At 57.6% G+C, this 25,618-nt stretch carries 22 protein-coding genes and 1 tRNA gene; 12 read left to right on the top strand and 11 right to left on the bottom strand.

Translation table 11 applies throughout. From position 1 onward, the window contains the following. Positions 1-137: 137 nt before the first annotated feature. Entirely contained in the window at positions 138-338 is a 201-nt protein-coding gene (thiS, locus tag ACVOK8_RS04100; protein ID WP_481565696.1) for a sulfur carrier protein ThiS, read from the bottom strand. Between the two features lie 178 nt (positions 339-516). Here thiS and ACVOK8_RS04095 point away from each other — a divergent pair, with 178 nt between their 5' ends. The 6 genes from ACVOK8_RS04095 (at position 517) to ACVOK8_RS04070 (ending at position 6,459) form a co-directional block, all read left to right on the top strand. Beyond that, a complete protein-coding gene (locus ACVOK8_RS04095) occupies positions 517-2,304 on the top strand; it encodes an autotransporter outer membrane beta-barrel domain-containing protein (protein WP_481565706.1) in 1,788 nt (595 codons plus the stop codon). Positions 2,305-2,554: 250 nt separating this feature from the next. Further along, a tRNA-Gly gene (locus ACVOK8_RS04090) sits at positions 2,555-2,628 on the top strand. Positions 2,629-2,775: 147 nt separating this feature from the next. Beyond that, the gene (gene rimK, locus ACVOK8_RS04085; protein ID WP_296247046.1) at positions 2,776-3,651 is read left to right on the top strand and encodes a 30S ribosomal protein S6--L-glutamate ligase; all 876 of its coding nucleotides are present in this window, start codon (positions 2,776-2,778) and stop codon (positions 3,649-3,651) included. Between the two features lie 209 nt (positions 3,652-3,860). Next, the gene (locus tag ACVOK8_RS04080) at positions 3,861-4,322 is read left to right on the top strand and encodes a hypothetical protein (RefSeq protein WP_481565695.1); all 462 of its coding nucleotides are present in this window, start codon (positions 3,861-3,863) and stop codon (positions 4,320-4,322) included. A 126-nt stretch (positions 4,323-4,448) separates the two neighbouring features. Beyond that, positions 4,449-5,126 carry a response regulator transcription factor gene (locus ACVOK8_RS04075; protein WP_057629745.1) on the top strand — a complete coding sequence of 226 codons (678 nt, stop codon included), beginning with the start codon at positions 4,449-4,451 and terminating at the stop codon, positions 5,124-5,126. Further along, positions 5,119-6,459: a sensor histidine kinase gene (locus ACVOK8_RS04070; RefSeq protein ID WP_481565694.1), complete on the top strand. Its 1,341-nt coding sequence runs from the start codon at positions 5,119-5,121 to the stop codon at positions 6,457-6,459. The genes ACVOK8_RS04075 and ACVOK8_RS04070 overlap by 8 nt, the downstream gene beginning before the upstream one ends. 208 nt (positions 6,460-6,667) lie before the next feature. Here the strand turns inward: ACVOK8_RS04070 and coaE are convergent, their stop codons facing one another. Genes coaE through ACVOK8_RS04055 form a run of 3 tightly spaced genes read right to left on the bottom strand, consistent with a single transcriptional unit; the run spans position 6,668 to position 9,513 of the window. Continuing rightward, on the bottom strand, positions 6,668-7,324 hold the full coding sequence (gene coaE, locus ACVOK8_RS04065; RefSeq protein WP_481565693.1) for a dephospho-CoA kinase: 657 nt from the start codon (positions 7,322-7,324) through the stop codon (positions 6,668-6,670). Between the two features lie 55 nt (positions 7,325-7,379). After that, positions 7,380-8,246 (bottom strand): prepilin peptidase, encoded by an 867-nt coding sequence (locus tag ACVOK8_RS04060; protein WP_481565692.1) that lies wholly within the window; start codon positions 8,244-8,246, stop codon positions 7,380-7,382. Between the two features lie 7 nt (positions 8,247-8,253). Further along, a complete protein-coding gene (locus ACVOK8_RS04055; protein WP_481565705.1) occupies positions 8,254-9,513 on the bottom strand; it encodes a type II secretion system F family protein in 1,260 nt (419 codons plus the stop codon). A 357-nt stretch (positions 9,514-9,870) separates the two neighbouring features. Between ACVOK8_RS04055 and ACVOK8_RS04050 the strand changes: the two genes are divergently transcribed. The 5 genes from ACVOK8_RS04050 to ACVOK8_RS04030 all read left to right on the top strand — a co-directional run bounded on the left by ACVOK8_RS04050 (position 9,871) and on the right by ACVOK8_RS04030 (position 15,669). Then, the gene (locus ACVOK8_RS04050; RefSeq protein WP_481565691.1) at positions 9,871-10,227 is read left to right on the top strand and encodes a prepilin-type N-terminal cleavage/methylation domain-containing protein; all 357 of its coding nucleotides are present in this window, start codon (positions 9,871-9,873) and stop codon (positions 10,225-10,227) included. Beyond that, positions 10,181-12,190: a hypothetical protein gene (locus ACVOK8_RS04045; RefSeq protein ID WP_481565690.1), complete on the top strand. Its 2,010-nt coding sequence runs from the start codon at positions 10,181-10,183 to the stop codon at positions 12,188-12,190. Before ACVOK8_RS04050 ends, ACVOK8_RS04045 begins: the two co-directional genes overlap by 47 nt. Before the next feature lie 181 nt (positions 12,191-12,371). Then, positions 12,372-12,731, top strand: a complete 360-nt coding sequence (locus ACVOK8_RS04040) for a prepilin-type N-terminal cleavage/methylation domain-containing protein (protein WP_481565689.1) — start codon at positions 12,372-12,374, stop codon at positions 12,729-12,731. Between the two features lie 368 nt (positions 12,732-13,099). Beyond that, the gene (locus ACVOK8_RS04035; RefSeq protein WP_481565688.1) at positions 13,100-14,413 is read left to right on the top strand and encodes a flippase; all 1,314 of its coding nucleotides are present in this window, start codon (positions 13,100-13,102) and stop codon (positions 14,411-14,413) included. After that, positions 14,413-15,669 (top strand): class I SAM-dependent methyltransferase, encoded by a 1,257-nt coding sequence (locus ACVOK8_RS04030; protein ID WP_481565687.1) that lies wholly within the window; start codon positions 14,413-14,415, stop codon positions 15,667-15,669. The genes ACVOK8_RS04035 and ACVOK8_RS04030 overlap by 1 nt, the downstream gene beginning before the upstream one ends. Positions 15,670-15,695: 26 nt before the next feature. Here ACVOK8_RS04030 and ACVOK8_RS04025 read toward each other — a convergent pair whose 3' ends face one another. Genes ACVOK8_RS04025 through ACVOK8_RS04005 form a run of 5 tightly spaced genes read right to left on the bottom strand, consistent with a single transcriptional unit; the run spans position 15,696 to position 20,338 of the window. Then, a complete protein-coding gene (locus tag ACVOK8_RS04025) occupies positions 15,696-16,466 on the bottom strand; it encodes a glycosyltransferase family 25 protein (protein WP_481565686.1) in 771 nt (256 codons plus the stop codon). Continuing rightward, positions 16,456-17,499, bottom strand: a complete 1,044-nt coding sequence (locus ACVOK8_RS04020; protein WP_481565685.1) for a glycosyltransferase family 4 protein — start codon at positions 17,497-17,499, stop codon at positions 16,456-16,458. The genes ACVOK8_RS04025 and ACVOK8_RS04020 overlap by 11 nt, the downstream gene beginning before the upstream one ends. Continuing rightward, complete coding sequence (locus ACVOK8_RS04015; RefSeq protein ID WP_481565684.1) at positions 17,499-18,254, bottom strand: class I SAM-dependent methyltransferase; 756 nt, start codon at positions 18,252-18,254, stop codon at positions 17,499-17,501. Before ACVOK8_RS04015 ends, ACVOK8_RS04020 begins: the two co-directional genes overlap by 1 nt. A gap of 10 nt (positions 18,255-18,264) precedes the next feature. Further along, complete coding sequence (locus ACVOK8_RS04010) at positions 18,265-19,491, bottom strand: glycosyltransferase family 4 protein (RefSeq protein ID WP_481565683.1); 1,227 nt, start codon at positions 19,489-19,491, stop codon at positions 18,265-18,267. After that, complete coding sequence (locus ACVOK8_RS04005) at positions 19,481-20,338, bottom strand: glycosyltransferase family 2 protein (RefSeq protein ID WP_481565682.1); 858 nt, start codon at positions 20,336-20,338, stop codon at positions 19,481-19,483. Before ACVOK8_RS04005 ends, ACVOK8_RS04010 begins: the two co-directional genes overlap by 11 nt. Positions 20,339-20,460: 122 nt before the next feature. Between ACVOK8_RS04005 and pilB the strand changes: the two genes are divergently transcribed. Further along, positions 20,461-22,188, top strand: a complete 1,728-nt coding sequence (pilB, locus tag ACVOK8_RS04000) for a type IV-A pilus assembly ATPase PilB (RefSeq protein ID WP_481565681.1) — start codon at positions 20,461-20,463, stop codon at positions 22,186-22,188. A 235-nt stretch (positions 22,189-22,423) separates the two neighbouring features. Here pilB and ACVOK8_RS03995 read toward each other — a convergent pair whose 3' ends face one another. Beyond that, positions 22,424-23,824: a sigma-54-dependent transcriptional regulator gene (locus ACVOK8_RS03995; protein ID WP_481565680.1), complete on the bottom strand. Its 1,401-nt coding sequence runs from the start codon at positions 23,822-23,824 to the stop codon at positions 22,424-22,426. Between the two features lie 58 nt (positions 23,825-23,882). Beyond that, positions 23,883-25,508 (bottom strand): sensor histidine kinase, encoded by a 1,626-nt coding sequence (locus ACVOK8_RS03990; RefSeq protein WP_481565679.1) that lies wholly within the window; start codon positions 25,506-25,508, stop codon positions 23,883-23,885. Positions 25,509-25,618: the final 110 nt, after the last annotated feature.

Below are 25,618 nucleotides of genomic sequence, written 5' to 3'. Positions count from 1 at the left end.
TTCGCGGCTTACGCCGCTCCTACGCGCATCGCCGGTGAAGCCTCTGCCGAGCATGGCTCGGCACTACCGATCCCTCCACAAAGCTCGCTGGGAAAGCTCCTTGCCGAGCATGGCTCGGCACTACCTTGTTGCGGTACTCAGCCGCCGCCCAGCGCGTGCACGATTTCCACTACGTCGCCGTCCTGTAGCTGATGGCTCGCATGCTGGCTGCGCGGAATGATGTCGCCGTTGATCTCAACCGCTACGCGCCGCTCGGCCAGCCCTTCGGCGGCCAATAGGTCAATCAGGGTCAGGCTGGGCTGCAGCTGGCGGGGTTCGCCATTCAGATGGATGTTCATGCCGCCATTCTCGCCAGCCAAGCCGCAAAAGCCCAGCCGGCAGACAGTTTGCGGCGGCGCAGCGTGTGTGTCTTACGCGGTAATGAAAACATAACAACGTGCGGCGGCGTATGTCTGTCCGTTTTCCCTCACCCAGGAGTTCAACATGTCTCTTTCCCTTCGCCCGTTGCGTGCTGCCGTGGCTGTCGCCATGGCCTTGGCCGCAGTGCCGGCCATGGCGCAGTCGCCGTATTCCAAGACGGTGTTCTTCGGTGACAGCCTGACTGATACCGGGTATTTCCGCCCGGTGTTGATGCAGCTGGATCCGAATGCTGCCGTGGTGGGCCGTTTCACCACCAACCCGGGTTGGGTGTGGGCGGACTACGTAGCCAAACAGTACGGCACCAATGCCAGCCCCAACGGCAACGGGCAGACCGGCGACAACTACGCTGTTGGCGGCGCCCGCGTGGGTGTGGATACGGTGGGCGCGTTGGGTGCAACGCCGTCAATGAAAAGCCAGATGACCAAGTACCTGGCGGCCAACGGCGGCAAGGCAGATGCCAATGCGCTGTACACGGTGTGGGGCGGTGCCAATGATTTGTTTGCGGTGCAAGCCGCGCCAGCCCAGGCGCAGGCCATCATTGGCGCGGCGGTGACTGACCAGATTGGCATCGTTGGTACGCTGAAGGCCGCTGGTGCGCAATACGTGGTGGTTCCGACCCTACCTGATATCGGCTTGACCCCAGCCTCCCGCGCCGGTGGCGCCGTCGGCATGGCGCAGGGCACTGCGCTGGCGAAGGCTTACAACAACGCCCTGTTTGGCGGGCTGAAGCAGGCGGGGCTGCAGGTGATTCCGGTGGATACCTTCACCATCCTGCAGGAAATCGTCGCCAACCGGGGAACCTATGGTTTCACCAATGTAAGCAACATGGCCTGCACCTCGGCCTCGTCGCTGACCTGCTCACCGCTGAGCCTGGTAGCGCCGAATGCAAACAACACCTATGTGTTCGCCGATGGTGTGCATCCGACCACCGCGGCCCATCAGATTCTCGGCCAGTACACGATCTCGGTGTTGGAAGCGCCGCGGCTGCAGCAGGTCCTGAGCCATTCGGCGCAGACCACCGGCCGTGCCCGCGCCGACCAAGTTGGCGCCCACTTGGGTGCGCGTCCAGCAGATGGCCTGAGCTGGTGGGGCAATGTGCGCGGTGACATGCAGCGCTATGACCATGCCGATCTCTATGACGGCATGGCCCCGGCAGGTCTGTTCGGCGTCGATTGGGCGCGTGATGGCATGGTGCTGGGCGGATTCGCCGGCTATGGCCGCATGGATGCCGATTTCGGCAACAGCAAGGGCAACTTCACCCAAGACGACGCCACGTTGGGTCTGTTCGCCGGCTGGTACGGCGAGCACGCGTGGCTCAATGGCCAGGTGAGCTATAGCTGGCTGGGTTACGACGTCACCCGCAAAGTGCAGCTCGGCCCAGCGACCCGTGAGCACAAGGGTTCGCCGGACGGCAGCAACCTCACCGCCGCGATCAATGCGGGCTACGAGTTCGGCCAGGCCGGCGGCTTCCGCCATGGTCCGGTGGCCGGCGTGGTCTGGCAGAAGGTGAAGCTGGACGGCTACGTTGAAAGCAATGCCAGTGCCACTGCGTTGGGCTATGGCGACCAGGACCTGGATTCGACCGTTGGCCGCATTGGCTGGCAGGCCCGCTTTGATGGCGGCAATGTTAAGCCGTACGTACAGGTCACCTATGACCATGAGTTCGAAGACGGCAAGCAGGCCAGCGCCTGGTTGCAGACCATGGCTGACGTCGGCATGTACAAGGTGCCGGGGCTGCAGTTCGATCGCAACTACGCCACCGCAGTGCTGGGTGCCCGCCTCAAGCTGTGGGGTCTGGACAGCAATATCGGCCTGAGCACCACCACGATGCAGAAGTCCGCGCGTGACGCCACGGTGTTCGCCAGCTTCGGCGGCAGCTTCTAAGTTGACGTAGTAGCAAACAGCTAGGTGTTGTGTGTGGGAGGCGGTGTCGCATCTGCGGCATCGCCTCTTTTTTTGCCCGGGCATGCATGAAGTGCTTGTGATGCGGGCAGCGCTTACCCGGGCTACGGCCTCGTTGCCGGCATTGGTCTGCACGCAAACCCGCCCGGCCAGGCTTGCTTTTTAGCTGGGAACGCGCAATCGGAGACATTGCTTTGTCCCTGCGTGGCGCATAGACTTCAGCCTCGCCAAAGCGGGCGTAGCTCAATGGTAGAGCTGTAGCTTCCCAAGCTACTGACGAGGGTTCGATTCCCTTCGCCCGCTCCATTTCTGGCTGGTTTTCGGGGAATGCGCGCGACGCGATGGCGGGTCTTGTTTACCCGCCCATGAAGGCCCCGCCAACACCACGTTTCAGATCATCCGGAACCGGTAACGTCGCGATATGCTGCGCGCCTACCGACCATTCCCGCCGCGATGAAACTGGCCATTCTTTCCCGTAATACCAAGCTGTACTCGACCCGCCGCCTGGTCGAAGCTGCACGCAGCCGCGGCCATACCGTGCGCATCCTCGACCCGCTGCGCTGCTATATGCGTATCACTTCCAGCGGATTTGGCATGCACTACAAGGGCAAGGCGCTGACCGGGATAGATGCAGTGATCCCGCGCATCGGTTCCTCCATCACCCGCTATGGCACGGCCGTGTTGCGCCAGTTCGAGATGATGGGCGCACGTACCCCGAATCCTTCCGATGCGATCCTGCGCGCCCGCGACAAGCTGCGCGCGCACCAGTTGCTGGCTGCCAAGGGCATCGATATGCCGGTGACGGTATTCGGCGACAACCCGGACGATACCGACGACCTGCTGTCCATGCTCGGGCCGCCGCCGCATGTGGTGAAGCTCAGCGAAGGCACCCAGGGCAGGGGGGTGATTCTCACCGAGAAGCTCAGTGCCTCCAAGGGCACCGTCGAGGCCCTGCGCGGCTTGTACGCCAACTTCCTGGTGCAGGAATTCATTGCCGAGGCCCAAGGCGCGGACCTGCGCTGCCTGGTGGTGGGGGACCAGGTGGTGGCGACCATGCGCCGGCAGGCGCAGGACGGGGACTTCCGTTCCAATCTCCACGCCGGCGGCGTTGCCGAACGGGTGGTCTGCAGCAAGGCCGAGCAGCAGGTGGCCATACGTTCGGCCAAGGCGCTGGGGCTGGGCATTGCCGGCGTCGACCTTATCCGCTCAAAGCGCGGGCCACTGGTGCTGGAGGTCAATTCCACCCCGGGGCTGGAGGGGATCGAGGGTGTCTCAGGGGACGATATTGCCGGGCGCATGATTGAATACGTGACCAGCCTCAAGCGTTGAGACCGGGGATGCAATTTCTTTGCATGGTTTTAACAAGCCTTTAATCCGGCTGGCCCTAGCCTGTTTCCACTGTGCCCAGCCCTCCTCAGTGGGTCCGGTGATCGGGAATTTTTTAGGCCCTGGCGGTTTCCGTCGGGGCCTTGTTTTTTGGAAAGTATTGTTGAGTGCGTGAGCTGGGGTTAGAGTGCGAAAAATCACATGGAGGCGGTATGGTGCGTAAGCTGACGTTGTTTGCCCTGGCGTTATTTCCCTTTATGGCGTTGGCTGGTGAAGTAAGGATGCCGTTGCTATCCGACGTGCCTTTCCAGGCGCAACAGGCAAAGGTGCGCTCGGAGCTGTCCGCTGGTGAGGTCTATTCAGAAATTGCTCCAGCCGAGCGTGACAATGTGTTGGCCGCCCTTGACCGGCTATCGGTTGTTGTTGGCGAGGGAGCTGTCAATGCGCTGCCGGCTGAAAGCAAGGAGCCTGCGCTCAGAGATCAGGAGTTGATCAATACGGCCCTTGCCAAAGCCCGCGCTGACAGTCGTCTGGTTTGTACGCGCGAGCGGCCGATGGGTTCCAACAGGACCACCCGGCAGTGCATGACCGCTGCTCAGCGCGAACGTATTCGTCAGGACACAGTCAAGCGGGACTTCATGGGCGGCGGGCGGAGCAGCACTTTGGGCAACTGATTGGCCGCAACAGGTGTATGTTCGAATGGCAGGGGCGCAGGGCGTTAACGCGAACTATGCTGTAATTCCTCGCATACACGGGCATCTATCGCCTGTTACTCCTATAAATCGAAGGTAACCGCACACGTGCGTATTCTTGTAATCGAAGACAACAGCGACATCGCCGCCAACCTTGGTGACTATCTTGAGGACCGTGGGCATACGGTGGATTTCGCCGCTGACGGTGTAACCGGCTTGCATCTGGCCGTTGTGCATGAGTTCGACGCGATCGTGCTGGATCTCAACCTGCCCGGCATGGATGGCATCGAGGTCTGCCGCAAGTTGCGCAACGATGCGCGTAAGCAGACGCCGGTGTTGATGCTTACCGCACGCGATTCGCTGGACAATAAGCTGGCAGGCTTCGATTCCGGTGCAGATGACTACCTGATCAAGCCGTTTGCGCTGCAGGAAGTGGAAGTGCGGCTCAATGCACTTTCGCGTCGCGGCAAGGGCGCGCACACCCGCGTGTTGGAAGTAGGTGATCTGGAATACAACCTGGATACTCTGGAAGTGCGCCGCCAAGGCAAGCTGTTGCAGCTCAACCCGACCGCGTTGAAGATCCTGCAGGCTTTGATGGAGGCCTCGCCGGCGGTGGTTACCCGGCAAGAGCTTGAAACCCGCGTCTGGGGTGAGGAACTACCGGATTCGGATTCGCTACGTGTGCATATCCATGGCCTGCGCGCCGTGGTGGACAAGCCCTTTGAAGTGCCGATGATCCAGACCCGTCACGGCATTGGTTACCGTATCTCCGCACCCGATGCCTGAATCTGCATTGCCTGAGCGGGTTAGCAAGCGGGGGCGTTACCGTCGCCGCTTGCGCAGCCGTATCATCGTCTCGTTCGTGCTGCTGGGCTTTTGCCTGACAGCATTGTTTGCGTTTGCCACGAACTGGGCGCGGATGCGCGTGGAGAATCAGCTCGTCGAAGATGTGATGAATCGCAACATCGACGAGTACGCACGACGTTATTACGTTGATCCGACCCGCAATCCTGAATTTCCTGTGCTGCAGATCCGAGGATACTTTTATCCCAAGGATAAGTTCGAGCGGGTGCGCGAGGAACGTCCGGAATGGGCTGCGCTCCCCAACGGGAACCACAACGTCAGTGGCATTGACGATGCGGGGGTGCCGTTTGCCTACAGATTGGCGGTTCGTAAGGCGGACGATGCGTGGTTCTTCCTTGCTTACGACATGACAGAGAGCATCCGAGGTGAGCAGCAGCTCAAGCGCGCGCTGTTCTTCTCGGTCATTGTATTCAGCCTGCTTTCCTGGGTGTTGGGTTGGTGGTCTGCGTCACGGGTGATGCGACCTGTGTCCGACCTGGCGGCCCGCCTGCGCGCCTATCGGGGGGGGAACACACATCCCGAACCGCTCGCGCCGCGCTTTCCCGATGACGAGGTAGGGCAGCTGGCCGAGGCGCTTGATGATTACTCAGCACGTCTGACCGAAGTAGTGCAGCGTGATCGTGAGTTCAATGCTGACGTCAGCCACGAGTTGCGCACGCCGCTGGCGGTGATTCGTGGGGCTACCGAGTTGCTGTTGGCGCGCCCCAATCTTGATGAAAAAGTGCTTCAGCGTCTGCAGCGCATTCAGCGCGCCGAACAGCAGTGCAGTGATCTGATTGGCTCGCTGTTGCTGCTGTCGCGCAATGAACGTGCGCAAGGGAGCAGCAATGTTGCCCGGGTTGCCGAGCAGCTGCTGGAATCGCACCGGGCCCAGCTCGGTGGTAAGCCGTTGGAGCTGGCGCTGGAAGGCTCACGTGAGCTGGTGATCGATGCGCCCGAGTCGGCGCTATCAGTGGCGCTGGGCAATCTGATCGGCAATGCCGTCAAATATTCGCAGGAAGGCCGGGTGCTGGTGCGGGTAGGCAGCAATGCGGTGGAGGTGATCGACAACGGCCCGGGCTTGAGCGAGAAGGATGCCGCCAGTCTATTCCAGCGTGGCTATCGCGGCACTCATGCGGGGCATTCGCAGGGCGGCGGTATCGGCCTGTCGATCGTCAGCCGGCTTTGCGCGCTCTATGGCTGGCAGGTGGATATTCGGCCGGGCAAGGAACGCGGTGTGATCGCAACGCTGACGTTTTCGCCTGAGCAGCCCTGATCGGAGTGGATGCAGGAATTCCTCCTGTCATCGCAATGCCGCTGATTAAAGCATTCGACTCACCAAAAATCCGATGCCGGACCGTCGGTTTCGGATTTTTGCAGGAGCGGCGTAAGCCGCGAACAGGCGCATCTTCAGGTGAAGAGGCGAGAGCAGTGCCAGCTTCGTCGGTTAAGCCGTTCCTACAAATAAACAGTGGGCCGGTGGATCACCCGCTTCGCGAGCCGATATCCACGTATGGTTTGCGTCGCCCTGCCGCCCCAGCAAGCTCCCGATAACGTGCATCCAGCATCTCGATATGCGCCTGCAGCGCATCCGGATGGCCATCATTGACGATCACATCGTCCGCCAATGCCAAGCGCTGCGCGCGGCTGGCCTGCGCCTGGATCATCCGTTCCGCCAGCGCGGCATCAATGCTGTCGCGGCTGAGCAGGCGCGCAAGTTGTATCTCCTTCGGTGCGTCGACGACCAGGATACGTTGCAGCCAAGGGTAGCTCGCTCGCCCGCCAGCTTCGGTGAGCAGCGGAATTGCTGCAATCGCATAAGGACTGGTCGACTCCTCGCAAATGCCGCGCACACGGGCGCGGATGGCGGGATGGGTGATGGCTTCAAGTGCGCGGCGTTCATCGGGGTTGGCGAACACGCGCTGGCGCAGGAAGGCGCGGTCCAGGCTGCCATCTGCTTGCAGGACCTCGCTGCCAAATAGTTGGGCAATTGCCGCAAGCCCGGGGCTGCCGATGGCCACCACCTCGCGCGCTGCGATATCCGCATCCGCCACGGTGATGCCCAAGGTTTCGAAGCGCCTGCTGACTTCGCTCTTGCCCGAGGCGATGCCGCCGGTCAGTCCAACGATGAAGCTGCTCATGCGATCACTCCAAAACAACAATGGCCCTTGAGGGGCCATTGTCGCTTGTGCTTGTTTATTGCTGTAGTCCAGCCAGCCGCATATAGCTGCCTATCATCTGGTCGCCCCACATGAAGACCAGCCAGCCAGCGATGGCCAGGTAGGGACCAAACGGGATGGGCGTGGCGCGGTCGCGGCCGCGCGAGTACAGCCAGATCGAACCGATGATGGCGCCGACCAGCGAGGACAACAGGATGATCGGCAGGATGCCCTTGAGCCCGCACCAGGCGCCCAATGCCGCCAGCAACTTGAAGTCGCCGTGGCCCATGCCTTCCTTGCCGGTAATCTGCTTGAACAGCCACCAGACGGTCCACAGTGACAAGTAGCCAAGCGCGGCGCCTATCAGCGCGGGCTTCGTAGGCATGTACAGGTTGTCCATGCTTCCGATCAGGCCCAGCCACATCAGCGGAATGGTGAGTTGGTCGGGTAGCAGCTGCGTGCGCAGATCGATGCCGGACAGCGCAACCAGGAAGCAGCTCAGTACGATCGCGCCAAAGCCTTGCCAGCCGAAACCGAACTGCCAGACGCTGGCCAGCACCATCAACGCGGTAACCAGCTCCACGATCGGATACTGGATGGAGATGGGGGCCTGGCAATGGCGGCACTTGCCGCGCTGGATCAGCCAGCTGAACAGCGGGATGTTCTCGTACCAGCTCAGCTTGTGTTTGCAGTGCGGGCAGTGTGAGGGCTCCACCACGATGCCTGGCGGCGGCGGCTCATAGATGTCGGGCAGTTCGAGGATTTCGCGCGCATCGCGCTTCCACTGCCACTCCATGCGCTTGGGCAAGCGCAGGATCACCACGTTGAGGAAGCTGCCGATCAGCAGTCCCAGTCCGGCCGCGGCTGGGTAGCCGAGGCCGGGATGCTGGTCGAGAAATGCCATACGTTAATTATCCAACAATCGAGGCCAGCTTGAAGATTGGCAGGTACATGCCGATGACCATGCCGCCCACGACCACGCCGATGAATACCATGATCATCGGCTCGATCAGGCTGCTCAGCGCGTCCACGGCATTGTTCACTTCCTGCTCGAAGTACTCAGCCACCTTGAACAGCATCGTGTCCAGGGCGCCGGCTTCTTCACCGATAGCGGTCATCTGCACGACCATGTGCGGAAAGATGTTGACCTGCTTCATCGCCATGTTCACCGGGTAGCCGACGGCAACGTCGTCACGCATGTGCAGAACGGCTTTTTCGTAGACGCTGCTACCGGTGGCGCCGGCAACAATGCCCAGTGCTTCCACCAAAGGTACGCCGGCCTTGAAGGTCACCGCCGTGGTGCGGGCGAAGCGGGCAATGGCACTGTTATGCAGGATCTGGCCGATAACCGGGACCTTGAGGATCAGCTTGTCCATGGTGTGCTGCATGGACAGGGAGCGTCTGTAGGCGAACATGAAACCGACTACGGAGCCCACACCGATGAGCAGGATGAGCCACCACCAGCTCACCAGGAACCTTGATGCTGCCACGATCATCTGGGTGAAGAACGGCAGGTCGGCGCCAAAGCCTTTGAAGACTTCCTCGAACTGGGGCACCACCCAAATCAAAAGGATGGCGCTGACCAGCAATGCCACGGCAACGGTCATCGCCGGATAGAACAGGGCCTTCTTGATCTTTCCCTTCAGTGATTCCAAGTTCTCCTGGTAGTTGGCAATGGTTTCGAGCACCGTCTCCAGTACACCTGCGCCTTCGCCTGCGCGGACCAGGTTGCGATACAACTCGTCGAACTGCACCGGATGCTTGCTGATGGCTTCATAAAGGGATGAGCCGCCTTCCAGGTCGGTTCGCACCTGGCCGACCATCTTGGCCATGCGCGGATTCTTGTGGCCGCTGCCGATGATCTCCAGGGCGGTCACGATCGGCACGCCGGAGCGCATCATCGTCGCCATCTGGCGGCTGAAGAAGGCGATATCCCTAGGCTTGATGGGCTTGCCCGCCGCGCCAAACAGAGGCTTGGGCTTGGGTTTGACAACGGTGGGGTTGATGCCCAGCCGGCGCAATTCCGCCTTTAGGGTGGCGGGACTTTTTGCGTCCTGTTCGCCTTTCATCTTGACGCCGCGCTTGTCGGTCCCCTCCCAGACAAACGGCTGCATCTGGCTGGTGCTGCGCCCAGCCGGTTCGTTCTTGATTGCGCTACGGGTAACGGCCACTTTTCTCTCCCCGTCCAAGCTTCCCCAGCCCGGACACCAGACCGCATGGTAGCCGTTCGCTTGGCTTTCGGCACACTCTTTACGAACAGTTTGGTGGCCTTCGTCACGCCGCTGTCGGTTCGGGCTTGGCTGGCAGGGCGTGCAATGAATGGTCACAAAGTGACGTTGAGGGGCATCATGAGGTGCCGATCAGGATTTTATGGCGGGGGGCTTCCCTTATTCATGGATGCTGCCATCATTGTCACGGGGAGTAGGGGGTGTTGGTCCAGTTGGCACGTAACCTGCTTTGTAACCCCATGCGGGGCAGGCATTCGCCTGTAACCATGTTCACAATTCACACCTCTAGGGGATGTACTCATGAAGAAGCAGCAAGGCTTTACCCTGATCGAACTGATGATCGTGGTCGCGATCATTGCCATTCTGGCCGCCATCGCGCTGCCGCAGTACCGTAACTACACCCAGCGTTCGGCCAACGGCGCTTGCTTGGCTGAAGCCAAGGCCTACATGGGTGCTGCGGTTGCCAATCTGGCAGATAGTACGGCTGCACCGGCATTTGACAGCAATGCCTGTGAGAGCGGCGCAACCCCGACTGTTGCCCAGTACAACGGCGGCACCACTGTTAGTTTTGTGACCCCGACCAAGGGTAACGTGGCTGTCAAGAAGAGCGTTGACTGCAATGCAGGCAGCGGTGCTTGCGAGCAGGTTGCTCCGTAAGGTTCCAGTGTCCGGTTGTTGTTGCAATGGAAAGCGCCGAAAGGCGCTTTCTTTTATTCAGACCATTGTTGTGTTTTTTTTGGGGTTGACCGGGGCGTTGATGAAAGGCGTGAGACCACTTGAGGCAAGGCAGTTTCTGCTATGGGGCCTACTTCTGGCGATACTGGCAGCCTGTCCTTTCATTCCAGGCTTGGCTGGCGGCTTCATATTTGACGACGTGCCGAACATAGTCGAGAACGCTGCTCTGCATGTGCATGGGTTTGATTTGGATGCTCTTGCCAGCGCTGCCTATAGCTTTCAGCCGGGAAATGGCACTCGAGCATTGTCCATGCTTAGTTTTTCCTTGGACTACATGAGGGGGGGCTTGAATCCGGAGACCTTCAAGAGCACGAATCTGTTTATTCACGTGCTTACCGTTCTGGTTTTAATGGCGTTTCTGCGCCGCCTGTTCAGGGTTATGGGTTGGGGGGGCGGGCGGGGAGACTTCTGGGCGCTTCTGCTAGGGTTGATTTGGGCTGTGCATCCGTTGCAGGTTTCATCGGTGCTATATGTCGTGCAGCGCATGCAGACGCTGGTCACATTATTTGTACTGCTCGCGTTATGGGCCTATTTGGAGATGCGGCAGGCTCAAATTGACGGCTGTAGGAGCCGCGGGTACGCAGTGTTCGTGGCCCTCTTCTGGGTGCTCGGCATGGCGAGCAAAGAAGATGCAGCTTTACTTCCGCTCTATACGTTATTGCTTGAGCTGACCGTGTTGCAGTTCAAAGCAGCCAACGGGCGTATCGCGAAGATTTGGAAGCGAGGCTACCTCGCTTTTGTCACTCTGGGGACGATTGCTTTTCTTCTCTATGTTCTTCCTCGCCACTGGCATTGGGATTTCTATGTTGGCCGGGATTTTTCAAGTGTCGAGAGGTTGTTGAGTCAGCCTAGAATGCTGCTTATGTATTTGGTTCAGATAATCTTTCCTTATACAGGATTTATGCCTTTCTATTACGATGATGTCGAGGTGTCGCGGAGCCTGCTGCGGCCGCTGACAACACTTCCAGCGCTGCTGGCAAGTGTATTGCTATTGGTATGCGCCTGGTGCTGGCGCGAACGCCGGCCTTTGTTTTCATTTGGCGTGCTTTTGTTCTTCGCCGGTCATTTCATGACGAGTAATGTCATAAATCTCGAGCTGGCCTTTGAGCATCGAAATCATCTTCCGATGATTGGGGTGTTGCTTGCATTGGCAGATCTAGGTGCGTGGATTGCTTCGCGCTTCAATATTCGCTTTTCTGCGTCGGTTTTGGCTTTCGTGTTGGCGGGGCTTCTCGTTTTGGTTGGGGGTACCTTTGAACGATCGAGATCTTGGGGCGATCCAATGCTCTTTGCAAAAGAAAGTGTCAGATCTGCTCCTGCATCTTCCCGGGCCTGGCTGATGCTTTGTGGGGAATATTTTGAACGAAGCGGTGGAAGGGCGGGCAGCCCTTTCTTGGACATGGCCATTAATGCCTGCACGGACGGATCAAAAATGACCAACTCCGCTCCCATGCTTTCCAATGTGGTCATTTTCAAGACGATACGTGGAGATGCGCGTTTGGCGGAGGACTGGCAGAGACTGCTGGATCGGTTGCGTGTTGTCCGGATGAATTCGCAGAATAAGAATATTGCATTGGTTACGCTTGATAATATTGATCGAGGAATTCCTCTGGATGAGGCAAGGGTCATGGAGCTTTTTGACATAATATCGAGCAAGTCTGAATTGGCTCCTCGGGATTATCTTCGAATAGGTGCTTATATTCATAATGAAACCCGTCAGCCGGATCGAGCATTTTCATATTTCAAGAGTGCGGTGAATGCTTATCCGCCGGAAGATCCTTCGGTGCGGAGAGTTATATTGCAACTGAAAGAGGCGGGAAGAGGGGACTGGGCGATTCAGCTGGAGAAGGTGCGTGAATCCAGGGCTGAGCCAGGTGCCGGTTGATATGGTGATTGTTACTCCAAATATGCTTGCTTATGTGTTCATTGCTCCATTGTGCTGTGCTCCATATTTTTGAGTATTGATGGGGTGTTTGATCTGACTGTGGTTACTTTCGCAGCATTGCGTTTGTGGGCATCAGTCAAGGTTTCTTTTCGCAACTTCGACCACTTGGGGGTTGGTTTTTATGAAGAACAATCAGCGCGGCTTTACGTTGATCGAGTTGATGATCGTGGTTGCAATTGTCGCGATTTTGGCCGCAATTGCGCTGCCTCAATACCGCAACTACACTCAGCGATCCGCAAATGGCGCTTGTCTTTCTGAGGCAAAGGCTTATATGGGTATTGCGGTTGTTAATATGGCTGATTACACGGTGCCTCCCGCATATGCTCCCAAAGCGTGCGATCCGAGTACGAACATTGGATTGAGCAGCGGGGATTTTGCGAGTCCAAGGACCGTCATGTTTACCTCCCAATTGAAAGGGAGTGTGGACGTAAAGAAGAATGTTGATTGCAATACTGGAAGTGGGCAGTGCGGCTTCCGGTAGCAGGTGGTGGGCTTCAGCCAAACGAATGGCTGTATCCATTGCCTTTGTAGATGTTCAGATTTATCCGTTTTTTTGCAGGCGTAACACGCAGGCGGTGAAGTCCGGATGTCTTCGTAGTTTATGCTGGATGGCGTCGGCTGAAGCTCTATGTATGTGGAGCTCCAGCACGCTCGCCTTGCGTTGCCGTTCTTTGTGGCCGCTCTCTGCCGTGGGCGTTCCAGTGATAGGCTATGGGGGATGGCAGGTTTTCGTTTGTGGAGTTTTTAGCTGTTTCATTGAAAAAATGACTCGTATGTGTCAGTTGCCTGCTACTCTGTTTGCGTCAAGTGCACATTGAGGGATCGGGTGCTGATGCCGGTGAGAAGAATATGAAGTTGTCTGAGCGCGGCTTGCGCCTGCGTGAATATCTATTTGCGGGCAGGATGCGACGGGGTGTTTTGTACTCGGCGCTGGCGATGTTGATGATTCGGCTTGGTGGTGTTTCAATCGCTTTTGTTTTAAGCATGGTGTTGGCGCGTGTCTTGGGCGCAGGTGGATTTGGACTGTATTCTTATGTGATCGCTATAGCAGGAGTTCTGTCCATCCCTGCGGCATTGGGTTTGCCTCAATATCTGGTGAGAGAGGCGGCTGGTCGTGCGGAATGGGTGGTTCATCTTCGACGTTGGGCGGACAGGCGCGTTGTTGTTGCAGGTTGCCTGATTGCGGCTCTGATGGTTTTGGTTGCGGTTTTTTCGAGCGACTTGAGTCGGCGCAGATTGTTCGCCCTGGCGGCGATAATCCCATTGTTCGTTGCGTTATCGGAAGTCAGGAGAGGATTGCTTCAAGGTGCGGGTATGGCGGTACGTAGCCAGCTCGCCTCTCTGTTTGTCTCACCTCTTCTGATACTGGCTGGTGTATCTCTTGTTTATCTAAAGATTGAGCAGATAGAAGCTTGGCACGTCGTAGTTGTTACGGCGATTGCGGGCGCAGCGGCGTTTGTTTTTGGAGATTGTCTGCTGCGCTTGGTCCCGAAGGTGGATGAAACGCTTCGATTTTCGAGTCCGCCAACGGTCAGTACGACTGACGCGATCAGGTTCATGTGGTTGGGGGCGCTGTATTTGCTGCTGAGCCGAACCGACCTGATAATGCTTGGGCTTCTTTCAAATGATAAAGAGGCTGGTATTTACGCGGTATCTTCGCGGGCCGCAGACTTGGTTCCTTTGGTCCTGGTCGCAGCCAATATGGTAATAGCGCCCCGGATAGCTCGCTGCTATCGCGAAGGAAAATTGGAAGAAGTCCAGAGCGTGATTTCATTGGTGATGAGGCTTGTATTCTGGGTCTCATTGCCGATTGTATCGGTATTGATCATTTTTGCTGATCAGCTCTTGTCTTTGTTCTATGGCGAAGCATTTTCTGATGGCGCCACGGTGATGAGACTGTTGGTTTTTTCTCAGTTCATTCTTGTCCTCGGTGGGCCCCTTGGGACCGTTCTTGAGATGACGGGGAACGAAAAGGCGAGCCTTTCGGTCTTAGCATGGGTCGTCATTCTTAATATGCTTCTCAATATTGTTACCATTCCGGTTTTTGCGTCAACCGGTGCCGCGCTATCGACCTGTCTCTGTGTCATTATCGGGCGAATTCTACTTTCGTATAAAGTGCGTAAGTTGGTCTCGCTGCGGCCCACGATTTTTGGAGCCTGGTGATGGAGCTGCGTGTGATTGCTTTCCGTGGGCGTGTTTGTGCTGGAAGGGGTCTGGCTAGTGATCACCTTGCCAATTGTGAAGTCAGAATTACGGAGCTCCTGAAGGCGCACCCGCAACCTGGCTCTCTCAACGTCGTGTTGAACTTTCCGCTCAAACTTGCTCCTGAAGAGGGGTTTTGGCTGGATCGCGAAGCGGGGCGCATGGTTTGGACAGGGCGGCTGAATGGTAGAAGCGTCCTGCTGTATCGATGGATGGGATGTCCGCTCTCCATCTTGGAGGTCATCAGCGATGCGCACCTTCGTAGCGAGCTCGGTCTGGACGATAGTGATGCGGTTGTTGTTGAGGTTGAGCCCAAGCTAGTGACATCATTGATAGGGCGCGAGTGGCTGGGCTGGTTGGTGTTGTGGATGGGCCGGTCCCGGTTCTACTACAAGGATGGTTACGCAAATGGAACCGTTTCCCTGCAACTCTTTTTTGATCGAAAAATCAGTGGGAAGGCAATGATAGAGAGGTTGTTAAAACGTGTTCTGAGGGCGATTCGAAGTGGTTTTAAATCGCTCATGCCTCGGGCTGTTCCGGATTTGCGACGATCATTTGTCAGAGGCGTAATCAGGGAGGGGGAGGCTAGCAATATCGATCGCCTGCTGAATGTGTTGGCATATACAAAAACATCGGGAAGTGCATATTCTGCTGAGCGTTTCCCTGCGGGATATCACACGCTGCAGGTAGATGGGGTGGTTTTGGAGGGGCAGCGCTTGCCCTCCGCTCGATTGGATCTTTTGCCTATTTCGCTAGAAGGCTTGTCGGTCTTGGATATAGGTAGTAATCAAGGTGGAATGCTTTTTGAAGCCCAGCGGCGAGGTATAAGTTGGGGTGTTGGTATTGATTACGACTCACGGATGGTGAATGCGGCGAATAAAGTGAAGCAGTTCAGAGGCGTTTCTAATCTGGATTTCTTTGTGTTCAATCTGGACGAAGAGCAACTTCCGTTGCTGGGGGATTTTCTGCCGCAGGCGAAAGTCGATCTGGTTCTTCTTCTTTCGGTGTGCATGTGGGTTGATAGATGGCGTGACGTTATTGCTTACGGTGCACAAATCGCGCCAAGCATGCTGTTTGAAAGTAACGGTACTCCAGAGCAACAGAATGAGCAGCTGCAATGTCTTGAAGAGAATTTCAAATCTGTAAACATTCTTCAGTTGCAGTCGTTGGATGATCGCGGGCAATTAAATAGAAAGCTGTTTTTTTGCAGAAATTGAGTTGCTTGTTGTTTTATATGGTTCGTTCATCTTATTTGGACAAGCTTCAATTTTCGGGCGAAGATGCGCAATAGTAACTTTGAAAAAAAACGGCTGGTGACTTTGGGGATGCCATCTCTTCTTATTCTATCCAGCTCGTTTCCGGCTGCTCTCTGCGCTCGTTCTCGTTCAATGTTACTGTCTGCCAGGTCGATGGGGTGTGAGATCTGTTTGGTGAAATAGAAATTTTCCCAGTCGCTGAAATATTGATCCCATTTATCGGATAAGTCGAGCCGCTGCCGTTGCAGGGAAACTAGCTTCCGTGCGGAAGCTCTAGTAACGACATAGCAGCATGCGCGCGTAAAGAATTTTCTCGCAATGCCTGGAATTCTATAGGTGTCGCTCACGTCGGTGCGTTCACCATAGTTATAGGCTTCTCCTCTTAACCCATCTTGCCCGCCGCATAACAAGAAGCTGGCGTCGGGTAGTGCCGCGATGACGTTGCTGATTGTCTTGATGTCATCGGCGGTGCCGATCACATCATCTTCGAGAATGAGTGCGTAGCGCGCCCCCGATAACAGAAATCTTTCGAGGGCGTGCAGATGACTCAGGGCGCACCCGAGCTCAGAGTTTGTAATTTTGCTGTTATATTCTCCCTGCTGATATGTATCAACAAGTTGCGCTTTGTCCGATATTCGCACGCCATCAATCAGTTCAAATTCTGCATAGATGGGATGGAATCTCTTCTGCATCTGCTCCCTGCGGGCTCCATCTTCTTGTAACGATATAAGGTAGATTCTGAGTTCGTCAGCGCTCATGAGAGTTCCTGTTTTTTGTGAGCAAACGATATATATGCTCGTACTCATGCAGCATTTTCTTGCTGGTGAATTTTGCCCTGATATTCTCGATTGCTGCCTGTGACATCGACTCGTATAGCAACGGGTTTTCGGCAAGAGATCGTGCCGCTGCTGCGAAAGCAAGGATGTCGTCTGGAGTACACAGTATCCCGGTAGTCCCGTCGTTGATAACCTCGGGGAGAGACGCGGCCCGGCTTGCAATCACCGGGACTCCGCAGGCACTCGCTTCGGCTGCAACGAGGCCGAATCCTTCACTGCGCGATGGGAAAAGGAGGGCGTCGCTATTATGGAGCGCTGCGGCAACCTGTGTAGCTCCGGATAGTCGGCCGATGTCGCGCATATTTGCCGGATAATCTTGTTTTCCGTGATTTTTAGATGAGTCCCCCGTATAGCTCAGCTCAAATCCATCGCCAAGCTGACGCATTATATGTGGGAGAAGATCCACGCCCTTCCGCTTTATCCAGCTTCCGATGTAAAGCAAACGAAAGGGCCGCTTGGTTCGTTCGCCACGTTGCTTTGGTTTAAATATTTCTACGTCTACGCCGTTGTAAATGGTCTGCATTGGAACGTCTACCAGTGTGTTCCTGCATGTGGCGGAGACATGGTTACTCACCGCGATCGCACGATCTGCTCGGCGCAGGATTTTGCATTCATTCGGGGCAATCCAGTGCCGATGATAGATTGCTTGCAAGGCGCTCTTGTAGCTGCGCTCCGTTGGTGCATGCACAGCATGATGGAGTGTGGCTACCAAGGGAATATGTGAGGGCAAGAATCTAGAATGCATGCAGGTGTTGACATGTGCCACCGTCGCCCACTTGGGAGCGCTAGGGACACTTACTGCCCACGGCGCATATTCCGAATGAAGTGGTAGCCAAGTAATTTCTGTGCGTATGCCGATCCTCTGGAGTTCAGATGCCAGGTTTTCTGTGAAGATGTCTGCTCCTGTATGGGCTCTTATGGTTGGAAACCAGACCGCTGGAGTGGTGGATTGCATCAGCGTAGATCCTTGGTGGTTATTACGCTGGAATCAACGATGGTGGTTGGCTTGGTCGCGAGCACCTGGTATCCGGATGTAAAGGCAGTCCAGTTGGGAAATATACTTCCGAGCAACCAACCGCCAAGGTTGATGGCAGGGATCATCAGTCCGAGAAGAGGAAGTAGAATCACTCCAAGCGCTCGTTGCTGAATGGCCCGCAGGGCGCTGCCGCCTAGTGCCAGGCATGCTAGCAACGCAGCTGTTTCGACGGCGTTTAGCCGTGTTTGGATGCTTTTTGCTTCAAGTCCCGCTTCAATGATGTCCCGATGCAATCCGTGAGATGTCAGGCGCTGATAGTCATGGGGGGCGTCATGGATCGGATACAGAAATGGCATCGTGAGAAGGAGTTTCCCGCCGGGGCGTAGGACCCGTGCCGCCTCCCTGAGGGCTGATTGTGGAGCACTTAAGTGCTCAAGTACTTCTAGGAGCAGGACGCAATCGCACGAATCCGCGGGAAATGGCAGGTGAGCGGCATCCGCGTAGGCGTCGGGAGTGGCCTTGTAAAGGTTTTTACCGGTGATGAGATAATCTATCCCTATGTATCGAGTGCCGGTAGGGAGGATTCTCTCGACCCAACGATTTGCGCAGCCGACGTCAAGAACGGTTCCATGAGCGAGCGTGACGATCCATCGCCCCAATTCCTCATTTTCTCTTAGTAGCCATTGAGGGTGGAATGGCGTTTGGCGAAGAATCTTGAGGATACGGGTCTTCATCATTGAAAATTTATCGGGGCGGAAGGGGCCCAGGGCCAATTGAGTTTGTTTTATATGGCTTTCTGTCGCTATTCCCATCAGAAAACTCTCTTGGAAGGCAGAGGGCGAAGAGTTTCCTTCCAAAAACAGGCCAGTAGAATTTCTGTGCGAAGCTGTGACAGCGAGACGATAGTGATTTGCTTGCGGCAAGACAGTCGCGTACTGCTGTCGAGAAGGCGAGATAATCACCGGGAGCGACCAGCTCGCCAGATTGTCCATTGGTAACTGATTCGATTACTCCACCATTTGCAAATGCCACCGTGGGCAGGCCGTGGGCGGCGGCCTCGATTGCAACCATACCAAAGCCTTCGGGATCCCCGGGGATATCGCGTACGGGAAACACATGTAGTGACGCGCATTCAAAGGCGCAAGCGAGCTCCTTGCTGTCGGTGATAACTCCCAGAAAGCGAATATGCCCACCTACCCCTACTGCATCAGCCGCAGCTTGGATGCTTTGGCGGGTCTGAATTTTCGCGAACAGGGAATCGGAAGGGCTGTCGCCGATGACGGCAAGTGTGATGTCTGGTGCATCCCTGACAATAGAAGGAAGCGATTGCTGGACGAATTCCCTTAGCCCCTTGCGCGTGGTAAGGCGGCCAACTGATAGCAGTATACGTCCGCTTCCAAGACTGTGACGCTTCCTGAAGTTTTCCAATTCCTGTTCAGATTGTGGCGCTTGGGGATCATGTACACCCGGATTCAATACTTGAATCCGGGATGCGATCACTCCAATAGCGCTAGCCAGATCAGCGGTGGGCTTGCTGTTCGCAATGACCACGTCAATTCGGCGGATCATGGGATGCCAAAGGGCACGATAGATTCGGTTCTTGAACGCGGCATCAAGTCCGTGTAGATAAGTGCCGGTGCGCGTTTTCGCTATGCTGCCGGCGATGCAGGCAGCCGGGGCAGTCAAACCGCTTCCGGCAAGTATGAAATCCGGTTTCCACGTGCGCGCGACTGATACGGCTTCCCACGCTGACAATAGTAGGAAGCGCCACAGAGGTTTCAACGGCACCTCTGTCAGTTCGGTGGCTTTGGGGCGGATGGATGCGGAGCCTTTAGGACCTATAACCCTGATTTCGGCGTAGTGTGAAAGTTCGTCGGCAATGTGCCAGTTAAGGCGCTCCATTCCACCGACCATTGGCGGAAGATTCCGGGTGATCAATAGGATGCGCGGGCGCGAACGGTCAGCTGTCACGTCGATACATCAAGTTGGTGATTTGCTCCGATATCAGTCCGATCAGGAAAATGATTACGGCAGCGCTCAGTAGTAGTGTGCTCATGTTGGTAAGCCTGTGCATTGTCACGAACGTATATCCGTAATAGCCAAGCCCGGTCATGAAAAACGCCATCGCCACCGGTGCAAACAACTTCATCGGCGAGTAAAGCGTCGCAATCTTGAAAATGATCAGCAGGAACCGAATGCCGTCCTTGATCGGCCGGATATGACTGCCGTTGCCCACCCGCTTGGCTACCGGGATCGGTACATAAGCCACCGGATAGGCGCTGCGGAAGAACGCCATCGTGCTGGTGGTTGGATAGCTGAAGCCGTTCGGCAGCAGGTGCAGGAACTCGCGGAACTTGTCCGCCCGAACCGCACGGAAGCCCGAGGTAAGGTCGTCGATCTTGTGGCCGGTCATATGGCTGGCCAGTTTGTTATAGAACGCATTGGCCAAACCACGGTGAAGGTTGGCCTGGCCGCTGCTGTCGCGGGCACCGACCACCATGTCATAGCCGTCTTCCAGCTTGGCCAGCAGTTGCGCGATATGGCTGGCGCTGTGCTGGCCATCGGCGTCCATGAACACCAGAATCTGCCCGTTGGCGGCGCGGGCGCCGCGTTTGATTGCCGCGCCATTGCCCATGGAATACGGACTGCTCAGCACGCTGGCGCCGTGTTCCCCTGCGATTGTCGCGGTCTGGTCGGTTGAACCGTCATCGACAACGATGATCTCGGCGGTCGGGTACACCGCTCGTAAGGCAGGCAGTGTCCGCTTCAGCCCCTCGGCCTCGTTCTTTGCAGGCAGGATGATGCTTAGTTCACACACGTTTGATTACCTGTAGTTCTCCCCGCTGGCATAGTAGCCGGGTTGGTCGTCCTGGTGCGGACGTACTGCCGGTTTATGGAGGCTTGAGGTAATCTGGGAGCCTGATTTCAGGGGATGCCTCAATGAACGTTGCCACTGCAAACTTGGTCGGAATCACCGGCATTGCCCGCCGATTGGTTCAGGACGGTGCCTTGGAAGAGGCCGTGGCCCGCACCGCCATGGCTCAGGCCGGCGATGCCAAGGTGCCGTTGGCGCAGTGGTTGGCCGACAAGAAGCTGGTGAGCGCGGCGCACATGGCGGCAGCCAACGCCATGGAATTCGGCATGCCGTTGCTGGACGTGTCGGTGTTTGATGCCAACCAGAGTGCGATGAAACTGGTCAGTGAGGAGCTGCTGCGCAAGCATCATGTCTTGCCGCTGTTCAAACGTGGCGGCAAGCTGTTCGTGGGCACGAGTAACCCCACCCAGCAACTGGATGAAATCAAGTTTCAGACCAATCTGGTGGTTGAGCCTATCCTGGTTGATGAGGAGCAGATCCGGCGGACCTTGGCTCTTTGGTTAGCCAGCAACGAGTCGCTGGGTGAGGGTCTTGGTGGTGACGATGAAGGCATGGGCGACCTGGACGTCGCTGCCGGCGATGAGGACATGGGTAGCGGTGGTGATGCCGGCGTCGATGCAAAGGGCGACGACACGCCTGTCGTCAAGTTCGTCAACAAGGCCTTGGTGGATGCGATCCGCAAGGGCGCGTCGGATATCCACTTCGAGCCCTACGAGGACGACTACCGAGTCCGTTTCCGTATTGATGGCCTGCTCAAGACTGTGGCCAAGGCGCCGGTCAAGCTGAACCAGCGTATCGCCGCGCGCCTCAAGGTCATGTCGCAGTTGGACATCGCCGAAAAGCGCGTGCCGCAAGATGGTCGCATCAAGCTCAACCTGTCCAAGACCAAGCAGATCGACTTCCGCGTCAGTACCTTGCCGACTTTGTTCGGCGAGAAGATCGTGTTGCGTATCCTTGACGCCAGCGCGGCCAAATTGGGTATCGACAAACTTGGCTACGAGCCGGACCAGCAGAAATTGTTCCTGGAGGCGATCCACAAGCCCTACGGAATGGTGCTGGTGACCGGCCCGACTGGTTCAGGCAAAACGGTGTCGCTGTATACCGCGCTGGGCATCCTCAATGACGATACCCGCAATATCTCTACCGCCGAGGATCCGGTGGAAATCCGTCTGCCTGGCGTCAACCAGGTGCAGCAGAACAACAAGCGCGGCATGACTTTTGCGGTGGCGCTGCGTTCGTTCCTGCGACAGGATCCGGACATCATCATGGTCGGCGAAATCCGTGACCTTGAGACCGCTGAAATCGCGATCAAGGCCGCGCAGACAGGCCATATGGTGCTGTCCACGCTGCATACAAACGATGCACCGCAGACCATCGCGCGACTGATGAACATGGGTATCGCCCCATACAACATCACCTCTTCGGTGACGCTGGTTATTGCGCAGCGTCTGGCGCGGCGACTGTGCAGCAGCTGCAAGCGTCCGCAGCAGTTGCCAGAAAATGCGCTGCTCGCTGAAGGCTATACCGCCGAGCAGGTTGCCAAGGGCGTGCAGTTGTTTGAAGCGGTTGGCTGCGAGGAGTGCACCGAAGGCTACAAGGGCCGTACCGGTATCTACCAGGTGATGCCGATGACCGACGACATTGCGGCAATCGTTCTGGAGGGCGGTAATGCAATGGATATTGCTGCCGCCGCGCAGAAGATCGGGATCAATGACTTGCGTCAGTCGGCGTTGCTGAAGGCGGCGCAGGGCACTACCAGTCTGGCCGAGATCAATCGCGTCACCAAGGACTAAGCCCCGCGTAGTGCCGAGCGATGCTCGGCAGAGGCTTTCCCAGCACTCCGCGCATTTAGTGCCGAGCCATGCTTGGCTAGGCTTTCCCGGTAATGCCCAGCCGAGCATGGCTCGGCTCTGCAGCGAGGCTTTCCCGGTAATGCCTAGCCGAGCATGGCTCGGCTCTACAGTCAGGCTTTCCCGGGAATGCCCAGCCGAGCATAGCTCGGCTCTACCGGGGTTATCGCCGTTCGCCTTATTCCATGCCCAGCTTTTTCAGCTTGTAGCGCAGGGCTCGGAAGGTGATGCCGAGCTGGGCGGCGGTCTTGGTCTTGTTCCAACGATTCTCTTCCAGCGCCTTCTGGATCACCGTGCGCTCCATCTGTTCGATGTAGGAGGGCAGGGCGGAGCTGGCAGGGTCGATATCGACAACGGCTTCCTGGGGAGGAGCAACAGGTGCCGGGGTGTCGTCGCTGGGAATGCGTGGCGGCGCAGTTTGCGGCTGCGGTAGGCGCAGGTCGCTGGCGTCGATGCGGTCGCTGTCGGCCAGCGCCAGCGAGCGCTCGAGGATATTCTCAAGTTCGCGGACGTTGCCGGGAAAGGAATAGGCGTCCAGTGCTTCCAGCGCCGAAGCTGCCAATTGTGGTGGCTTCTGGCCTTGCTGCTGTGCCAGCCGGTTCAAGATGGTGCTGGCCAGCTGCGGCAGGTCGCCGCGGCGTTCGCGCAGCGGTGGTACGCGCAGTTCAATGACGTTGATGCGGTAGTACAGGTCGTGGCGGAAGCGCCCGTCCTGCACCAATGTGCTCAGGTCTTTATGGGTGGCTGAGAGGATGCGCACGTCCACGTTGACTTCGGTGGCAGCGCCTACCGGGCGCACCGACTTCTCCTGGATCGCCCGCAGCAGCTTGACCTGCATCTGCAGGGGCAGCTCGGCCACTTCATCCAGGAACAAGGTGCCGCCACTGGCCGCTTGGAACAGCCCCGGCTTGTCCGCGTGGGCGCCGGTGAAGCTGCCCTTGCGGTGGCCAAAGAACTCACTTTCCATCAGTTCACTGGGGATCGCGCCGCAGTTGACCGGGATGAACGGCCCGGCCGCACGCGCGCCTTGGTCGTGGATGGTGCGGGCCACCAGTTCCTTGCCAACACCGGATTCGCCCAGGATGTAGACCGGTGCCTGGCTGCGGGCGACCTTGCCGATGGTGGCGCGCAGCTCATCCATGGCCGGCGAGCTGCCGAGCAGGCGGGTGGCGTTTTCCGGCGGTGGCGGGGTGCTTGGGCGGGCTTCGTTGTTCAGTTCGATGGCGTGTCGGACCAGTCCGCGCAGCACATTGATGTCTACTGGCTTGCTGACGAAATCGAAGGCGCCGGCCTTAAGGGCCTCCACCGCCAGATCCATGCTGCCGAAGGCGGTGATCATCGCCACCGGGGTGGCCGGGTGGTCACGGGTGATCTCGGTGACCAGTTCGATGCCGTTGCCATCGGGCAGACGCATGTCGGTCAGGCATAGGTCGAAATGGTTGCTGGCCAGCAGTTCGCGGGCCTCGGCAAGGTTTGCTGCGGTGCTGATCCGTAAGCCCATCCGGCCAAGGGTTAGGACCAGCAGCTCACGGATGTCGCGTTCGTCATCGACGATCAGGGCGCTATGTGTTGCGTTCATGAATGGAACGATAGCTGAGGTGGCTGCATGTCTACAAACGATTGCATCAAGAAACGGCTCATTGGCGTTCGCCGCGGGCGAACGCGGTTTTGGGGATGCTCAGGGTCAGCCGGAAGCAGGCACCGCCAGCCGGAATGGACACATAGTCCAACTGGGCTTGATTGGCCCGGCAAAGCTCGCGGGCGATATACAGGCCCAAGCCGGTGCCATGTTCGGAGGTGGTGTAAAACGGCCGGAACAACTGACTGGCGATGGCATCAGGAATGCCAGGGCCGCGGTCCATGATGTCGATGACCGCATTGCGTTCAGCCGAAGCGACGCGGATGCGGATCCGTGCCGGCTCATCTGCTATGCGGCCATATTTGAGACCGTTGTGGACCAATGCGGTCAGCACCTGGTGCAGGTGCCGGGGGTCCATCATCGCCATTATCGATGGCTCGCGGATCACTGCTTCCAGGCTGTCGTTCTCCAGTGACAGGGTCTGCCGGTACTCGATCACGAAGCGGCGCACGAAGGCTGCCAGGTCGAGGTTCTCGGGATTGGCCCGTTCGCGTCGGGCCAGCGCCAGCACGCTCTCCACGATGCCATTGGTGCGTTGGCATTGCTGATGAATGATCTGCAGCAAGCGTCGGTCGGCTTCGCCTATGTCTGCCGACTCCTCCAACAACTGGGTGGCGTAGTTGATGGCCGCCAGTGGGTTGCGGATTTCATGGGCGAGGCTGGCCGAGAAGCGGCCGAGGGTGGACAGGGTCAGCGATTCGGCGCGGCGCGAGACCACGGTGGTGTCGTCCAGGAAGATCAAGGACATGTCGCTGTCGGCCAGCAGGCGGGCGAAGCGTGGCAGTACTTCGGCCTGCTCCGGGGCCAGTTGCAGCGGCTGTTCGTCTTCGTGCCAGCCATTGCGCCAGCGTTGCAGGCGTCGTGCGAGTTCCGGCGAAGCAATAGCCAGGGCGACACGCTCGGTGGCAAGCGCGCCTTCCATGTCGCCGAGCAGGGCAGTAGCAGCTTCGTTGGCCAGTGTTATACGGCCATTGGTGTCCACTACCAGTACGCCGGTTCGCATGCGACGGATGATCAACTCGTTCACTTCGAACAGGTTGGCCACTTCGGCACCGCGTTGATCGGCCAGTTGCTGGGTGCGACGGGTGCGGCTGCCGATCTGGTAGGCGATGAAGGTAAGTGCCATGTAGCTGGTGACGAACATCGCCAGCTCGGCCAGTGTGCGGGTGTTTTGTCCCCCCTCCAGCATCTGCCAGATGTACTCGGCGACGCTGGCAGCACACGCCAGCAGGGCGATCAGCATCGCTCTGGACAGCGGCAACAGCAGGCCCGCTGCTGCGATGTTGAACAGCAGCGACATCGAGATGCCAGCGCTGGCGCCGGGTAGAGCGTGGCTGAGCAAGGTGGCGGCGGCGATGTCGATCACCACGCTGCCGATCACGATACGCTGCAGCCAGCGCTCATTACGGCCCCAGATCAACAGGCCAATCGAGACAAGCAGATAGGCGATGGAGACCGCTTGCGCCAGCTGCGGCTGGTGGGCCTCGCCCACCATGGGAGTGAGTGGCCCGAACACCAGCGCGCTCAGCAGTGCGGCAACCAGCACCCGATACAACGCAAAAAAGTACAGCTCGCGCGTTGGGATGGACTCGATGCGGTCGATGATCGACGAACTGGGGGTCAAGCCGGATCTCCTATCCAAGCGTAATCGGGCCAGTATAGGTGCGCCGACGGCTGCTCGGGGGACTCTCTGAGCAGCCTGCCAATCACCGGCAAGCTGCTGAATTGGCTGGT

Source organism: Stenotrophomonas sp. STEN083 (assembly GCF_056759195.1).
Note: the sequence above shows the minus strand (reverse complement) of the source record. Positions and strands in the feature narration are given on the sequence as shown.

Excerpts from the sequence above, each read along its gene's own strand:
- thiS (WP_481565696.1), bottom strand. The coding sequence starts at position 338 with ATGAACATCCATCTGAATGGCGAACCCCGCCAGCTGCAGCCCAGCCTG.
- rimK (WP_296247046.1), top strand. The coding sequence starts at position 2,776 with ATGAAACTGGCCATTCTTTCCCGTAATACCAAGCTGTACTCGACCCGC.
- ACVOK8_RS04080 (WP_481565695.1), top strand. The coding sequence starts at position 3,861 with ATGGTGCGTAAGCTGACGTTGTTTGCCCTGGCGTTATTTCCCTTTATG.
- ACVOK8_RS04070 (WP_481565694.1), top strand. The coding sequence starts at position 5,119 with ATGCCTGAATCTGCATTGCCTGAGCGGGTTAGCAAGCGGGGGCGTTAC.
- coaE (WP_481565693.1), bottom strand. The coding sequence starts at position 7,324 with ATGAGCAGCTTCATCGTTGGACTGACCGGCGGCATCGCCTCGGGCAAG.
- ACVOK8_RS04060 (WP_481565692.1), bottom strand. The coding sequence starts at position 8,246 with ATGGCATTTCTCGACCAGCATCCCGGCCTCGGCTACCCAGCCGCGGCC.
- ACVOK8_RS04050 (WP_481565691.1), top strand. The coding sequence starts at position 9,871 with ATGAAGAAGCAGCAAGGCTTTACCCTGATCGAACTGATGATCGTGGTC.
- ACVOK8_RS04040 (WP_481565689.1), top strand. The coding sequence starts at position 12,372 with ATGAAGAACAATCAGCGCGGCTTTACGTTGATCGAGTTGATGATCGTG.
- ACVOK8_RS04035 (WP_481565688.1), top strand. The coding sequence starts at position 13,100 with ATGAAGTTGTCTGAGCGCGGCTTGCGCCTGCGTGAATATCTATTTGCG.
- ACVOK8_RS04030 (WP_481565687.1), top strand. The coding sequence starts at position 14,413 with ATGGAGCTGCGTGTGATTGCTTTCCGTGGGCGTGTTTGTGCTGGAAGG.
- ACVOK8_RS04025 (WP_481565686.1), bottom strand. The coding sequence starts at position 16,466 with ATGAGCGCTGACGAACTCAGAATCTACCTTATATCGTTACAAGAAGAT.
- ACVOK8_RS04020 (WP_481565685.1), bottom strand. The coding sequence starts at position 17,499 with ATGCAATCCACCACTCCAGCGGTCTGGTTTCCAACCATAAGAGCCCAT.
- ACVOK8_RS04015 (WP_481565684.1), bottom strand. The coding sequence starts at position 18,254 with ATGAAGACCCGTATCCTCAAGATTCTTCGCCAAACGCCATTCCACCCT.
- pilB (WP_481565681.1), top strand. The coding sequence starts at position 20,461 with ATGAACGTTGCCACTGCAAACTTGGTCGGAATCACCGGCATTGCCCGC.
- ACVOK8_RS03995 (WP_481565680.1), bottom strand. The coding sequence starts at position 23,824 with ATGAACGCAACACATAGCGCCCTGATCGTCGATGACGAACGCGACATC.